Consider the following 12,993-nt stretch of genomic DNA (forward strand, 5'->3'; position numbering starts at 1 on the left):
TCAGCGGTGAAGCGCGGTACTTACGCTGGGTCCGCTGAACCGCGTTTGTCCTCAACGTGGACGACGTGAAGCTCGGTGCCGTCCCGGTGGCGCTTGGAACGTCCGAACAGCCCGACAGCGATCTGCGACTGATCCTGAGGCTCATCAGGGCCGACATAGGTAAGAACGTCGTTGTGATGCCCGGTGACGACCCATCCCTCGATGTCCTTGAGGTCGATCACTCCGAAGTCTCCTGCCGAAGATCCTGCATGCGCCGGGCCGAACTTCTTCAGGAGGTCGGTTGCCTGTTCAGCAAGCTCCCCTTCCGGAGCGGTCAGCACGACACAAGTGCCATGCTCGAACAGCACCCACGACTTGCGAGGGTCGGCGAGAAGCCGCTGCCAGACGTCTATCAGTATCTCGGTGTTCACGCCGGTCATCATGCCGCAGAGCACTGACACAGGGTGACGATCGGCCGACGGCTACGGCGATTACGCGACTCCTGAACTCTCGGCAGGCCAGCGGTATCGACCACGCACAGGACGGGCGCGTACCGGGACCGCCACAGCGCCAGTGCCCGGTCAAGGTCGAGCCGGCCGCTCCAACGGTGCCGGTCGGCCGGCACCCGCATTACCTCCTTCCACATGTGAGCCAGGGTCAGGCATCGCACCTCCCCCGCCGGCGCCCCGGCGACGAGCGACGACGGGGTCGGCCGCCGGGTGGCCGCGCTGATGTCCGTGGTCAGCACGGAGGTGTCCAGCAGTGCACGGCGCAGCGGTCCGCGCTGAACCGTGAGCCGTCGAAGTCCGACCGTGTCGACCGTGCGCGCACGGGTTCGGACGGCACCTGGCCGCCATCCCGGCTCGGGCCACTCATGTGGGTGAGATGCCGTGTCATCACCTCGGGGCCGTCGGCCGAGCAGGGAAAACTGGCCAGGCCCGTTAGCCGCACACCGAAGGATCGTCATGGCAGAAGAGCTGTTCGCGACGTTGAAGACCAACCGGGGCGACATCCGGATCCGGCTGCTGCCCGACCACGCTCCCAAAACGGTGGCCAACTTCGTGGAGCTGGCGAAGGGTGAGCGCCAGTGGGTCAGCCCGGACACCGGCCAGCCGAGCAACCAGCCGCTGTACGACGGGACGGTGTTCCACCGGGTCATCGAGGGCTTCATGATCCAGGGCGGCGACCCCCTGGGCAACGGAACGGGCGGCCCCGGGTACAAGTTCGCCGACGAGTTCCACCCCGACCTTGCCTTCACCAAGCCGTACCTGCTCGCCATGGCCAACGCGGGCCCGGGAACCAACGGCTCCCAGTTCTTCATCACCCTCGCGCCCACCAGCTGGCTCACCGGCAAGCACACCATCTTCGGCGAGGTCGCCGATGAGGCCGGCCAGAAGGTCGTCGACGCCATCGGCACCACGGAAACCAACCCTCGCAACGACCGCCCGCTCCAGGACGTCGTCATCGAGAGGGTCGTCATCGAGACCCGCTGACCAACGCAACGCCTCAACCTGTATCCCGTGAGCCGGCAGCCGCCAGAGGAACCCCCGGGCGCTGCTGGCGGACAACAGTGTTCTCTGCCCGCAGCTCGCGCCGACCACGAGGGCGGTCGATGGCGGCGCGGCGGTGCCCGCGGCCGGGACCGTCCCGCGTCTTGATCTTCAACCCCGTCCGACGACCCAGCACCCCCGGCGACACCCGCCGTTCCGAGTCAATGGGCGTCGAACTCGCGAAGTCATCCCGAAGGCGGGGAGTGGCCGGCCGGGGGCCCGAAGCTCTGGTCCTGCGCCTTGTTGACGGCGGCTTGAATTTGCAGCCAGGTCGGATCTGTCGCGCAGGCCGCGGTCACCGTTGCCAGATCGTCCGCTTCCCATGTGCGGGTTCCGTCGGTCAGGACTAGATGCGTCTCCAGGTCGCCGCCGTCGTCCGGAATCTCGGCGGTGGCTCCCAGGAACGCTGTGGCTGCGGCCCTGGAGATGTCCCTGCTCGTGGTGCGGGTCTGCGTGGATCCGGAGAGCACGGACAAGAGCACCAGCTCTCCCCCACTTCCGGCAACGAGAAGCTCGCCGGCCGCCGTGGCGGTCAGCGCGGACAAGCGGGACCCGGTCAGCACATCGTGCTCGACCGCTTGCCGGGTTTCGAGGTCCACCTCGACCAGCGCCCCGGCGGGCGTTGCGATCCACAGCACGCCCGGTCGCGATCCGAAGGCGAGGTTGTGACGCGACCAGGCTTCCATCTGGTCAAGCCACTCCTGCGGGTACGGATAGCCAGGGCTGGGGTCGCCGAGGGTGGTGGCCAGAACCCGGTGCAACGAAGGAAACTCGAAAACCTCCACCGAGTTGTCGTACGCGTTGCCACGGATCGCCATATGACGTCCGTCTGCGCTGAAGAGCGGAGTCTCGTAGCCGTCACAGTCCAGGATCAGCGCCCGGCGGAGCGGCCTCATCACGGCAGGCGCGGTCCCCTGATCGACGCGTGCGAAAAGGCAGTGAGTGGCCCCCTGGTCGCTGGCGAGCGTGACAACAAGTCCGCCCCCGGGATGCTCCGCGACTCCGGTGTCCCACGGGAGTCCGGCACCGATGGTTCCGGAGGCGAGGTCAAGGACGTCCGAGCTCTCCCACCCGCCGCCTTCGTCGCGAATCGACGGTGAACCCCACAGGGTCTGCCCGTCCGGGCTGAAAGCCAGACCCAGGTAGGAGGCCGCGGCTGGAGCACCTTCCGGTTCGGAGACCCCAGCGGGAGTCCATTGCCGCATTCCGTCTTCCCCGGTCACGACAAGCAGGGGCTGGTCCGGATGCCACGCCACAGCGGGCGTCCGCTCTGCCCGCTCCACTCCGAAGGCGTCTCCATAGGCGTTCGACGTGAGGCCTACCGAGCCGAGTTCGCGTAGCTGCCCCGCGCCGCAGTCCCAGATGTGGACTGCCGGACGCTCGGAGTCCGAGCAGGCCACCAGCGGAAGCCGCGGATGGCATCTCAGCTGTTCAAAGGAGCGTCCGCCACCAACCAGACCACGTGCCACCACTTCAAGATCAGTCACCCCAGCACCGTAGTTCTCGCCGGCCTGCGCGGCGAGGCCCTCACCGGCATGCGAGGGAACGGACCTGTCGAAGCCCTGCCGACCCGGCCAATCGGCAGCGGGCAGCGGGCAGCGGTCCGTTCATCGTCGCGGGCGCTGGAACCATGGGCCCGGTAAGAAGGACGGCAACCCCATGACCATCAACCGCCCGGAGAACCTCTTCGAGGGCGTGCAGCCCTCCCAGTACGAGGAGAACATGCGCGACTTCCCCGAACTCGCCGGAGAGGTCGGGCGACGTGCCGTCACGATGAGCCAGGCCGACGGGGATGCCGTGCACCGCGAGCGCACCGCGCAGATGATCCGGCTGGCTGAACTCAGACATGACGCAACCGCCGTCGGGGAGGGAGGGCGCGATGGCGGTGGCGCGTCGTGTCACTGCGGGGCGGCGATGTTCGGTCCCGAGGGCTCAACTTCTGTGGTGTTCGGGGGCGGACAGTGCGTCGGCGAGCTGCACGGCCGGGTCGCCGGCGATTCGATGTCGGGACTGCCCGTTCGGCCAGGTGGAGATGCCGTCGTCGGGCCATCGCGGTACGACGTGGAAGTGCAGGTGGGGTACCGACTGTTCCGAGTCCGGGCCACTCGCGTTGAGGACGTTCACCCCGGTTGCGTTCAAGGCGGAGCGCATCGCCTTCGCCAGACGCTGGACCAGGTCGACCGTCTCGGCCAGCACCTCGGTGGGCGTGTCGAAGACGTCCCGGTAGTGAGCCGTCGGCACCACCAGGGTGTGCCCTGGAGCGAGAGTGTCGAGTGGAGTGAACGCGCAGGCGGACGGTCCACGGGCTACCCATCGCGCACTGTCTTCGCGGATGAGCCGGCAGAAGGGACACGACATGCAGGCAACCCTGCCACAAGCACGTCGATGCGCCCGGCCTCCTCGCGCACCCGGTCATAGAGCACGTCCAGATCGGACAGGGCCGTGACGTCGGCCTGTACGCCGGTCGCCGCCGGGCCGATCTCCTTCACGGCCGCCTCGAGGCGCTCGGCGTCGCGACCGGTCACGAAGACCCGCGCACCTTCCTGGGCGAAGGGTTATGGAAGCGATCGTCCAGAACGTAGACAATTATGGACGATCGAGTCAAGAACGGGTAGGATGACGGCATGCCACGACCACGCAAGTTCGACGAACAACGAGTCCTGGAGTTGGCTCGGGAACAGTTCTGGGCGACCGGCTACGCGGGCACGCGGATGGACGAGATCGCCGAGGCGACCGGCCTCGGCAAGGGCAGCCTCTATGGCGCTTTCGGCGACAAGAGCGCCCTGTTCCATCGCGTGTTCGACGACTGGTGCACCGCGATCGTGGGGGTGGCCGAGCAGAATCTGGCCGGTGATTCGGACAGCGAGGCCTTCGCTCGCTTGTCGGCGTACGTGCACCTCATCGCGGCGAACACCGTTGCCGACACCGGCAACCGTGGGTGCCTGCTGGCGAAGGGCGCAGCCGAGCTGGCCCAACAGGACCCGATGGTCGCCACCCGGTCCGCCGAGACCATGACGGCACTCCTGGCGCTGCTGCGGACGGAGATCGTCGCCGCTCAGCGCAACGGGGACATCGATGACGGTGCGGACCCGGCGCAGTTGGCGGCGCTGCTGCTGGCGGTGCTCCGCGGCATCGAGGCGGTGGGCAAAGCCGGCCTGGCCCGGGAGACCGTGCAGGGCATCGCGGACACCGCGTTGGAGGTCCTGCCTCGGCCTGACGGCCGGATCCGGCCCACGATCGAGCGCAGCCACCCGACGAACGAAGTGTGACTGAGCGAGCCATGCAACGCACCAGGCCCCTGTGCCGTTGCTACGAAAGCGCCGGGTCAGCGCGACCAGCGAGATACCGATCGAAAATCACCTGGCTGTCAGGAGTGAAGGTCCACTGCTGCAAAGCCCGTCGCAGCTCGGACTCGGTCAGCCACCCGTGCCAGGCCACCTCACCCGGATCGGGGGCGACGACCTCCGGGAGCACGGCATCGCACACCCCGAGCCAGTGAGGGCTGAACCCGCCCCGGTTGAGGAACTTGAACCGAAGGCACACCGCCGCCCGCACTCCCAGTTCCTCACCGAGCTCGCGGACAGCCGCCTGCTCATAGGACTCGCCGACTCCCACAGCGCCCCCGACCCCGAGTTCGTAGTGCCCTGGGAATCGGGACAGTTGCTCGGCACGCCGGTGGACGAGAAAGCGGCCTTGCCCGTCCCGGCACACCACCGAAGCCACTCGGTGCAGCCAGCCCTCCCGAACGGCCTCCCACCGACCGACGACCCCCAGCACACGGTCCTCAGCGTCGACGCGTTCCACGAGTTCCACGAGTTCATCCACGACGCACACGATCGCAGAGCCCACTGACACCGGCTCGGAACACCCTTGCCGCGCGTCATCCCAATGGGGCGATGTGCGGCGCGGTGGATCAGGCAAGACTCTCGCGAAGCACGAACTTCGCCCCGGAGGTCCCATGCCGAAAAGCGCCGCGCCTCGCATCGACGTTCCGCGCGAGGCGCCGGCACGGGCGTCGCTCGTCCTGGCGTCACTGATCGTCGTCGCCGCGGTGGCCAACTTGAACCTGTCGGTGGCCAACGTGGCGCTGCCCGCGATCGGGAAGGCCTTCGACTCCTCCCAGACCGCGCTGAACCTCGTCGCGGTGGGGTACTCCCTCGGGCTGGCCGCGTCGGTGCTCTATCTGAGGGCGGTCGGCGACCGTCACGGGCGCAAGCTGCTGCTGATCATCGGCGTCGCTCTGTCCGTCCCCGCCTGCCTGCTCGCCGCGTTCGCGCCGAACGACACCGTCCTCGTGTCGGCCCGGATCCTCGGCGGGCTCTCGGCCGGCATGGCCTACCCGACCACCCTGGCGCTGATCACCGCCCTGGATCTTCTTCATGTTCCCGCACCGTGACGCCGAGCGGGAACTCCTGCGGCGCTACTACACCGAGGACTCCGCCTCCGCCGCCGGCGAGGGGCCGAGCGGACCGGGAGCCTGAGAGGCCGACGTCAGTCGCACCGGTACAGGCACCTCAGCCGCACCGGTCCAGGCACCTCAGCCGCGCCGTACCGCTCCGAGCTGGGTTCGGTGCAGGTCGGGGGCGGTGAAGCGTGGCGCGACCGTGCGCAGGACGCGGGCCATCGCCTGGGCGGGCGGGGTGGCGGGGCGGGCTGCGGCGCGTGCGAGGAGGATGCGGCGGGTGGGTGCGGGCACGTCGGAGGCGAAGGGCAGGAGACGTACGTCGCTGCGGCGGCTGGTGAGGGCCAGGCGCGGGGCGAGGGCGATGCCGAGCCCGGCGGCGACCATGGCCTGTGCCTCCTGGTAGTCGTGCGAGGAGTAGGCGATGCGCGGCTCGAAGCCCGCCTGGCGACAGCTGCGGCGCAGGACGTCGGCGACGGGGTGGTTGTCGGCGCGAATGATCCACTCCTGGTCGGCGAGGTCGCCGAGGCGCACGGCGGGATGGGTGCGCAAGGGTGAGTCGGCGGGGACGACCAGCACCGTGGGATCGTCCAGGAGGTGGGTGAGGGAGAGCGCCGGATCGTCGAGGCGGTTCCACTCGTAGTCCCAGAGCAGCCCCTGCTCCACCTCGCCGGTGTGCAGCATTTCCCGGAGCTCGGCGAGGACCCCGGCCCGTACCTCGATGCGGATGCCGGTGTGACGGCGTCGGAAGCGGGTGAGCGCGAGCGGCAGCAGGGACGCGCTGGCCGTGGGGAAGGAGCCCAGCCGCAGCGTGCCCTGGTCGAGTGCCGTGAAGGAGTCCAAGTCGGCTTGCGCCGCGCGCAGTTCGCGGCGGATCGCCTGACCTCGCTCGGCCAGCGCGGCACCCGCCGGGGTGGGCCGGATTCCGCGTGGCAGCCGCTCGATCAGGGGCTGTCCGGCCTCCTGCTCCAGCAGGGACATCTGCTGGGAGGCGGCGGAGGTGGTCATGCCCAGCGCCTCCGCCGCGGCGGTGAGCGAACCGCGTTCGGTGGCCTCGGTGAGCAGCAGCAGTCGGCGCACGTTCAGCATGTCAGCGACTTTAGCTGAGCTAAACCCAGGTGAAGCGAACTGCGATTGTTCCGAAGTCACGCCTCTGCCAAGGTCTCCGGAATCGCCGAGCGGTTCACCGGCCCGCAATGCGCCCGTGACGACCGTCTCGGTCCTTCCCTCCCCCCTCGTCTCTGAAGGAAGAGCTCAGACGTGCACATTCCCGCGACCCTGGTGCGTGGCGGCACCAGCAAGTGCTGGCTGTTCAACCAGGTCGACGTTCCCGCCGGCCGTGGCGAACTGGAGAAGCTGCTGGTCTCCGCGTACGGCGCCACCGATCCCGTGGAACTGGACGGGGTGGGCGGTGCGACCCCCACCACGTCGAAGGCGGCGGTCGTCGGCGCCTCCCCCGAACCCGGCGTGGACGTGGACTATCTCTTCGCCCAAGTAGGCATCGGCACCGGCTCGGTCGAGTGGACGAGCAACTGCGGCAACTGCGCCACGGGGGTCGCGCTGTACGCCGTCGCGAAGGGCATGGTGGCGATCACCGGTGACCGGACTCGTGTGGTGATGCGCAATACCAACACCGGCGCGGTCCTCGAAGGGCTCGTGGACACCACCGGTGGCGTCGTGCACCACTTCGGCCGCGAGACCGTACCCGGCACCCGTGCCGGCGGGGTCGCCGTGGGCCTCACCTTCCGCGATCCGGCCGGCGGCACCACCGGTTCACTGCTCCCCACCGGGCAGGCCGCGCAGGACCTGCGGGTCGCCGCCGAGCCGGTACGGGTGAGCATGGTGGACGCCGGTGCACCCGTCGTCCTCATCGACGCCCTCGGCACCGGACGCACCGGCGCCGAATCACTGGAGCGGATGGGCGCGGACGTGCCCTGGTTGCGCACCGTGCGCCGTGCCGCCGCACCGCTGATGGGGCTGCTCGGGCCAGGTGAGGAACCAGGCGACGCGGTGCCCAAGGTGGGCCTGGTGGGCCCGCCGGCGCCGTACACCACCACCCTCGGGGAGCAGATCGCGGCCGAGGACTACGACATCTCCGTGCGCATGCTCAGCATGAACGCCCCGCACCCCGCGATCGGCCTGACCTCAGCCGTCGCCGTCGCGGCAGCCGGGCTCGTAGCGGACTCCGTGGTCTGCCGGACCACGGGCGGCCCGACCGAGGAACGGCTGCGCCTCGGCACGCCCGCGGGCATCGTCGCGGTCCGCTGCACCGACGTAGCCGACGGCCTGCCGCGGCGGGTCACCGTGCATCGCGCGGCACGGCTGCTCGCCGACGCCCGCATCTACGTTCCGGAGACAGGCCGCACGCGAGCCGCCTGAACGGGACGGACGTCACCTCGGTCGGCCGGTCCCCCAGCCGTCCGCACCGGGATACCCTCGCGCCCTCGGGGCGCGCCCCTCCCCATCGCACCAAGGACAAAGATGTCTGCTGAAGTGATCTCCATAGGCGCGCTGCTGGTGATGTTCGTGGTCGGCACGGTGCTGCCGATCAACCTGGGCATCCTCGCCTTCGTCGCCACCTTCGCCGTCGGCACCGCCTCGCTCGGCCTCACCGAGGAAGAGATCTTCGAGGGGTTCCCGGCGAAGCTCTTCGTCACCATCGTCGGGGTCACCTACCTGTTCTCCGTCGCCCGCCGGAACGGCACCATCGACTGGCTCGTCGCGGCCGGCGTGCGGCTGGTGCGCGGCAAGGTCGCGCTCATCCCCTGGGTGCTGTTCCTGGTGGCCGCCTTGCTGACGGCGTTCGGCACCTTCACTCCCGCCGCGGTCGCGATCCTCGCGCCGATCGGCATGAACTTCGCCTACCGCTACAAGCTCAACCCGTTGGTCGTCGGCATGATGGTGATCAGCGGCGGACACGCGGGCGCGTTCTCCCCGCTGGCCGTCTCCGGTGCGCTGGTGCTCGGCCTGGTCGACAAGACCGAACTTCAGGTCTCCGCGGTGACGCTGTTCAGCGCCAGCTTCCTGATCAACCTGGTGCTCTCGGCACTCACCTACGTGCTGCTCGCCAAGCGCCCCGCCCCGCTGGCCGAGGGTTCCGAGGAAGCGGCCGAGGACGAGGACCTCGCCGTGTCCGGCAGGCCGGACTGGCGTCAGTGGCTCACCCTCGCCTGCCTGGTCGCGCTCGTGGTCGGCGCTCTCGGTTTCCACCTGGAGATCGGCTTCCTGGCTCTGGCGGCCGGCGCCCTGCTGGCCCTGGTGGACATGAAGCGGCAGGAGCAGGCGGTGGACGGCGTCAGCTGGTCCACGCTGCTGCTGGTCGCGGGCATGATGACCTACATCGCCATGCTGGAGAAGGCCGGCATCATCGAGAACATCTCCGAGCACGCGGCGGGCCTGGGCGCACCGGCCGCCGTCGCCCTGCTGCTGTGCTTCACCGTGGCCATCACGTCCGCCTTCGCCTCCTCCACCGCGATCCTCACCGCGATCATCCCGATCGCCGTGCCGCTGCTGCTCTCCAGTCACCTCAGCGCCGCCGGACTGATCGCCGCTCTCGCCGTCTCCACGACGATCGTCGACACCTCGCCCTTCTCCACCAACGGCGCACTCGTCCTCAGCAACGCCCGCGGAGTGGACCCCCGCCGCTTCTACCGCCAGGTCATCGGCTACACCGGCGGAATCGTCGCCCTCGGCCCTGTCGTCGCCTGGGGCGCGCTGGTCCTGCCCTGGTCGTAGCCGCGTGGCGAACGGCCCGGGGCCGGATGGGAGGGGGCGTGCCGGGAGGCCCCTCGACGACGGCGGTGTCGGTTCCGTGTCGGGGTGCTGCCGGCCGGATCCCGAAGGAGCCTCCATGCGCACCCAAGTCACGATCATCGGCACCGGACTCGGCGGACTCACGCTGGCACGTGTCCTGCACGTTCACGGAATCCCGGTCGCGGTCTTGGTCGTCCTCGCCGGGCGGGGTGATGGCCTGGTAGTCGATGGTCAGCTCCCCGACCAGCGGGTGGCGGAAGCGTTTCTGGCCGTGGGTGCGGGTGAGGACCTTGTGGTCGTCCCACCAGCGGGGGAAGTGCTCGCTCTTCATCGTCAGTTCGCCGACCAGCTCGGCGGTGCGGGCGTCGTCCGGGTGGCGGCCGGCGTCCAGGCGCAGGATCGCCGTCATCTCCGCCGCCAGCCGCTCCCAGTCCGCGTACAGCTCTCGAGCCTCGGGCGACAGGACGATCCAGCGGGTGAGGTTGCGCTCGCGGTAGGGCATGGCGTCGAAGTCGGCGATCAGGACGCGGCACAGGTGGTTGGTGGCCAGGATGTCGCCGCGTCTGCCGAGGACGAAGGCGGCGTGGTCGTGGAAGGACTCCACGAACCGCAGCAGTCCCGGGCGGGCGCGCTGCACGCTGGGCGGTGTGCGCCGGCTGCGGCGGCCGGGCCGCGCCTTGACCAGGTCGTACAGGTGCGCCCGCTCCCTGTCGTCCAGGCGCAGCGCCTCGGCGACGGCGTCCAGGACGCCGTCGGTGACGGTGATGTTGCGCCCCTGTTCGAGGAGGGTGTAGTAGTCGGTGCTCACTCCGGCGAGCTGGGCGACCTCCTCCCGCCGCAGACCGGGCACGCGACGGAAGGCGCCGCGCTCCGGAAGGCCGACCGACTCGGGGTCGATACGGTCCCGGCAGCGGCGCAGGAACTGGGAGAGGTCCACGTTGCCGGCCATGACTCCATACTCGGGCCCCGGCAAGGCCGTCGCGATCACGGTGGGTGGGTCGCCGCGTCCTAGGAAGCCGCGTCCGCCTCGGGCCGTGGCCGAAGCCGTGGGCGACGTGGCGAAGAGCGCGGCGACGACCGCGAGGCGCGCACGGTCGATCAGGACAGCCATTCGTCGCAGTACTCGATGTGGATCTCGCGCGCGTCGCCGAGGATGCCGGCGTTGGAGTGGAGCTCTGCGCAGAAGTGCGGGCAGCCCGGGTGGACGGGGACGTAGCCGGGGCCGTTGCGGGCGACGTCGAGGAAGTGCCGGGCGGTCTCCCTGAACACCTTGGCGCTGCCGGTCATGAACAGGGTCTCGGCGTGGAGGTGCTGGTGAAACAGGTCCCGGTTCTCCTGGTAGTGCCGTGCCTCATGGTCGACCGCGGCATCGCTTCCGAGTTCTGAGTCGGGCAGCGTCACGGTTCGCGGACGGCCCGGGCCGAGCCGGCTGCGGACGTCTTTCCAGCGTGCCGGCGAGAACTGCAACGAGTGGTGCAGCAGCACGAGATCGAGCCGGCGTGTGGTGTCCTCCGGCAGTTCGCGGGAGGGGGGCTGGTTGCCGCGCATCGGCAGGTGGATCAGCGCGCGCGGTGACGTGGCGGCGAGTGCCCACAGGCCGCCGACGCGGCGTGCGGCGTCCTGATCGAGGTAGGCGTCCAGGTGCCGGTCGTGGTCGATGAGCACCGCGTGGAGCAGTGGCCCGGCAGGGCGGATGACCTTGAACTCCGTTGCCCCGAGGCGTGCGTGGTGGATGGTGATCGGCAGCTTCATTGCTTCTCCAGGAGATCACACTCCATTTAGTAGCCATGGACATAGTAGCCATGTACAGTTTCTGGCATGAGCAAGGGTTCCGAGAACGGACGGGCCACGCCCGGATATCTCGTGTGGCGACTGTCGACGAAGTGGCGGGTGGCGGTGGACCGGGCGGTGGCGCCGCTCGGGCTCACACATGCGCAGTACTCGCTGGTGGCGTCGCTGTACGGCATGCAGCGCGACGGGGAGCGGCCCAGTCAGCGTCGGCTCGCCGACCACACCGGGCTGGAGCCTCTGTACGTCTCCAAGCTCGCGCGCGCCCTGGAGTCCGCCGGGCTGGTCGAGCGGAATCGGGACCCCCGGGATCCGCGCGCCGTCCAGCTCGCCCTCACCGAGCAGGGGCGGGACGTCACCCGGCAGGCCGTCGAGGTGGTACGAGGGCTGCTGGAACGGCTGTTGGAGCCGCTCGGGGGCCTGGACAGCGACCGCACCCGCACGTTCACGAGCGAACTGGCGACCCTGCTCGACGCGCCGCTCGACGCGCCGCTCGACGCGCCGCTCGACGCTTCACGCGACACCCCGCTCGACCTCATCGACCGAAGCACCGACCGAAGCCCCAGGGGGACCACATGACCACTGCCGCACCCACCCTCAACGGCCGCGTCATCGGCCTCGCGCACTACGCCGGCCGGGCCGTCCTCGAGCGTGTCCTCGCCGGGCACGGCGTCACCTTCGCGCAGCAGATCGCCCTGCGGGAGGCGGTCGTCGCCGGCGGGCCGCTCGACCGGGGCGATCTCGTCGCCCGGGTCACCGGGGCGCTCAAGACCGACCCCGCCGACGTCGACGCCACGATCGGCGAACTGGTCGGCAAGGGGCTGGCGTCGGCCGACGGTCCGCTGGTCCGGGCCACGGACGCGGGGCGTGAGCTGATCGATCTCGTCGCCGCCGAGACGGGCCGGTTCTCCGCCCGGATCTACGCCGGCATCCCGGCGGAGGACCTCGCCGTCGCCGGACGAGTCCTGGGACTCATCACCGCGCGGGCCGACGCGGAGCTCGCCGGACTCACCTCGCAGGGGTAGCCGCGCCCGCCCCGCCAGAGGTAGTGGAATATTCAACCACCACTCCTGGTTGCCCGGCTCGAAGGAGGTCACGAGTGGACACGACATACCGGGCGGCGTACGACTCCGCCTACTATGCCCACGGAACGCCGGCCGAGCGCTGGGACCGCGCGCAGTTGTTCTTCGCGGCGAAGGAGTACGACTCCGCCGCGCGCGTTCTGGCGGGGCTGGTCGAGGAGGTGCCGGAGCAGACCGGGCCGCGGCTGCTGTTGGCCCGCGCCTACTACCACTCTGCCCAACTGCTCCGCGCCGAGGCCGAGTTGCGTGTCATCGTCGAGCGTGACCCGGTGGAGCACTACGCCCGGCTGATGCTGGGCCGCACCCTGGAACGGCAGGGGCGGCACGAGGAGGCCGGACCGCACCTGCGCCTCGCCTCGGCACTGGCGGGCGACTTCCCGGAGGCATGACGCGCCTCTCCTTCTCGGAGGCGGAACGCACCCGCGTCACACACGACGGC

The 12,993-nt window shown here is 69.8% G+C and carries 15 protein-coding genes and 2 pseudogenes; 9 read left to right on the top strand and 8 right to left on the bottom strand.

What is annotated here, in order from left to right:
- Positions 1-20: 20 nt before the first annotated feature.
- The gene (locus tag ACFYX4_RS16850; protein WP_389333034.1) at positions 21-422 is read right to left on the bottom strand and encodes a hypothetical protein; all 402 of its coding nucleotides are present in this window, start codon (positions 420-422) and stop codon (positions 21-23) included.
- Between the two features lie 522 nt (positions 423-944).
- Here ACFYX4_RS16850 and ACFYX4_RS16855 point away from each other — a divergent pair.
- A complete protein-coding gene (locus ACFYX4_RS16855; protein ID WP_389332742.1) occupies positions 945-1,472 on the top strand; it encodes a peptidylprolyl isomerase in 528 nt (175 codons plus the stop codon).
- Between the two features lie 242 nt (positions 1,473-1,714).
- Here ACFYX4_RS16855 and ACFYX4_RS16860 read toward each other — a convergent pair whose 3' ends face one another.
- Positions 1,715-3,016, bottom strand: coding sequence for a hypothetical protein (locus tag ACFYX4_RS16860; RefSeq protein WP_389332745.1), 1,302 nt, complete (start codon positions 3,014-3,016; stop codon positions 1,715-1,717).
- A 154-nt stretch (positions 3,017-3,170) separates the two neighbouring features.
- Between ACFYX4_RS16860 and ACFYX4_RS16865 the strand changes: the two are divergent.
- Positions 3,171-3,368, top strand: a pseudogene (locus tag ACFYX4_RS16865) (MerR family transcriptional regulator); the annotation flags it as partial.
- Positions 3,369-3,461: 93 nt separating this feature from the next.
- Here ACFYX4_RS16865 and ACFYX4_RS16870 read toward each other — a convergent pair.
- Both ACFYX4_RS16870 and ACFYX4_RS16875 read right to left on the bottom strand, forming a co-directional pair.
- Positions 3,462-3,887 carry an HIT family protein gene (locus ACFYX4_RS16870; protein WP_389332748.1) on the bottom strand — a complete coding sequence of 142 codons (426 nt, stop codon included), beginning with the start codon at positions 3,885-3,887 and terminating at the stop codon, positions 3,462-3,464.
- Between the two features lie 11 nt (positions 3,888-3,898).
- Positions 3,899-4,081, bottom strand: a pseudogene (locus ACFYX4_RS16875) (SDR family NAD(P)-dependent oxidoreductase); the annotation flags it as partial.
- A gap of 72 nt (positions 4,082-4,153) precedes the next feature.
- Between ACFYX4_RS16875 and ACFYX4_RS16880 the strand changes: the two are divergent.
- A complete protein-coding gene (locus tag ACFYX4_RS16880) occupies positions 4,154-4,798 on the top strand; it encodes a TetR/AcrR family transcriptional regulator (RefSeq protein ID WP_389332751.1) in 645 nt (214 codons plus the stop codon).
- A gap of 40 nt (positions 4,799-4,838) precedes the next feature.
- Here ACFYX4_RS16880 and ACFYX4_RS16885 read toward each other — a convergent pair whose 3' ends face one another.
- Positions 4,839-5,333, bottom strand: coding sequence for an NUDIX domain-containing protein (locus tag ACFYX4_RS16885; RefSeq protein WP_389333037.1), 495 nt, complete (start codon positions 5,331-5,333; stop codon positions 4,839-4,841).
- 154 nt (positions 5,334-5,487) lie between these two features.
- Between ACFYX4_RS16885 and ACFYX4_RS16890 the strand changes: the two genes are divergently transcribed.
- On the top strand, positions 5,488-5,925 hold the full coding sequence (locus tag ACFYX4_RS16890) for an MFS transporter (protein ID WP_389332754.1): 438 nt from the start codon (positions 5,488-5,490) through the stop codon (positions 5,923-5,925).
- A 141-nt stretch (positions 5,926-6,066) separates the two neighbouring features.
- Here ACFYX4_RS16890 and ACFYX4_RS16895 read toward each other — a convergent pair whose 3' ends face one another.
- Positions 6,067-7,020 (bottom strand): LysR family transcriptional regulator, encoded by a 954-nt coding sequence (locus ACFYX4_RS16895; RefSeq protein ID WP_389332757.1) that lies wholly within the window; start codon positions 7,018-7,020, stop codon positions 6,067-6,069.
- 171 nt (positions 7,021-7,191) lie between these two features.
- On the opposite strand from ACFYX4_RS16895, the gene ACFYX4_RS16900 reads away from it, so the two are divergent.
- Together ACFYX4_RS16900 and ACFYX4_RS16905 are read left to right on the top strand one after the other, a co-directional pair.
- Entirely contained in the window at positions 7,192-8,310 is a 1,119-nt protein-coding gene (locus ACFYX4_RS16900) for a PrpF domain-containing protein (RefSeq protein WP_389332760.1), read from the top strand.
- 102 nt (positions 8,311-8,412) lie between these two features.
- On the top strand, positions 8,413-9,666 hold the full coding sequence (locus ACFYX4_RS16905; protein WP_389332763.1) for an SLC13 family permease: 1,254 nt from the start codon (positions 8,413-8,415) through the stop codon (positions 9,664-9,666).
- Here the strand turns inward: ACFYX4_RS16905 and ACFYX4_RS16910 are convergent.
- Positions 9,590-10,633 carry a helix-turn-helix transcriptional regulator gene (locus ACFYX4_RS16910; protein ID WP_389332766.1) on the bottom strand — a complete coding sequence of 348 codons (1,044 nt, stop codon included), beginning with the start codon at positions 10,631-10,633 and terminating at the stop codon, positions 9,590-9,592. The two genes, ACFYX4_RS16905 and ACFYX4_RS16910, sit on opposite strands and share 77 nt — an antisense overlap.
- 149 nt (positions 10,634-10,782) lie before the next feature.
- Positions 10,783-11,436: a hypothetical protein gene (locus ACFYX4_RS16915; RefSeq protein ID WP_389332769.1), complete on the bottom strand. Its 654-nt coding sequence runs from the start codon at positions 11,434-11,436 to the stop codon at positions 10,783-10,785.
- A gap of 66 nt (positions 11,437-11,502) precedes the next feature.
- On the opposite strand from ACFYX4_RS16915, the gene ACFYX4_RS16920 reads away from it, so the two are divergent.
- The 3 genes from ACFYX4_RS16920 to ACFYX4_RS16930 all read left to right on the top strand — a co-directional run bounded on the left by ACFYX4_RS16920 (position 11,503) and on the right by ACFYX4_RS16930 (position 12,943).
- Complete coding sequence (locus ACFYX4_RS16920) at positions 11,503-12,051, top strand: MarR family winged helix-turn-helix transcriptional regulator (RefSeq protein ID WP_389332772.1); 549 nt, start codon at positions 11,503-11,505, stop codon at positions 12,049-12,051.
- Positions 12,048-12,497 carry a MarR family winged helix-turn-helix transcriptional regulator gene (locus ACFYX4_RS16925; protein WP_389332775.1) on the top strand — a complete coding sequence of 150 codons (450 nt, stop codon included), beginning with the start codon at positions 12,048-12,050 and terminating at the stop codon, positions 12,495-12,497. Before ACFYX4_RS16920 ends, ACFYX4_RS16925 begins: the two co-directional genes overlap by 4 nt.
- 74 nt (positions 12,498-12,571) lie before the next feature.
- On the top strand, positions 12,572-12,943 hold the full coding sequence (locus ACFYX4_RS16930) for a tetratricopeptide repeat protein (protein WP_389332778.1): 372 nt from the start codon (positions 12,572-12,574) through the stop codon (positions 12,941-12,943).
- Positions 12,944-12,993 lie beyond the last annotated feature (50 nt).

Origin of the sequence: Streptomyces sp. NPDC002328 (genome assembly GCF_042890065.1) — a bacterium.
Taxonomy (GTDB): Bacteria; Actinomycetota; Actinomycetes; order Streptomycetales; family Streptomycetaceae; genus Streptomyces.

Coding starts and splice junctions, on each gene's coding strand:
- ACFYX4_RS16920 (WP_389332772.1), top strand. CDS start 11,503: ATGAGCAAGGGTTCCGAGAACGGACGGGCCACGCCCGGATATCTCGTG.
- ACFYX4_RS16915 (WP_389332769.1), bottom strand. CDS start 11,436: ATGAAGCTGCCGATCACCATCCACCACGCACGCCTCGGGGCAACGGAG.
- ACFYX4_RS16850 (WP_389333034.1), bottom strand. CDS start 422: ATGATGACCGGCGTGAACACCGAGATACTGATAGACGTCTGGCAGCGG.
- ACFYX4_RS16910 (WP_389332766.1), bottom strand. CDS start 10,633: ATGGCCGGCAACGTGGACCTCTCCCAGTTCCTGCGCCGCTGCCGGGAC.
- ACFYX4_RS16880 (WP_389332751.1), top strand. CDS start 4,154: ATGCCACGACCACGCAAGTTCGACGAACAACGAGTCCTGGAGTTGGCT.
- ACFYX4_RS16870 (WP_389332748.1), bottom strand. CDS start 3,887: ATGTCGTGTCCCTTCTGCCGGCTCATCCGCGAAGACAGTGCGCGATGG.
- ACFYX4_RS16890 (WP_389332754.1), top strand. CDS start 5,488: ATGCCGAAAAGCGCCGCGCCTCGCATCGACGTTCCGCGCGAGGCGCCG.
- ACFYX4_RS16925 (WP_389332775.1), top strand. CDS start 12,048: ATGACCACTGCCGCACCCACCCTCAACGGCCGCGTCATCGGCCTCGCG.
- ACFYX4_RS16855 (WP_389332742.1), top strand. CDS start 945: ATGGCAGAAGAGCTGTTCGCGACGTTGAAGACCAACCGGGGCGACATC.
- ACFYX4_RS16895 (WP_389332757.1), bottom strand. CDS start 7,020: ATGCTGAACGTGCGCCGACTGCTGCTGCTCACCGAGGCCACCGAACGC.
- ACFYX4_RS16905 (WP_389332763.1), top strand. CDS start 8,413: ATGTCTGCTGAAGTGATCTCCATAGGCGCGCTGCTGGTGATGTTCGTG.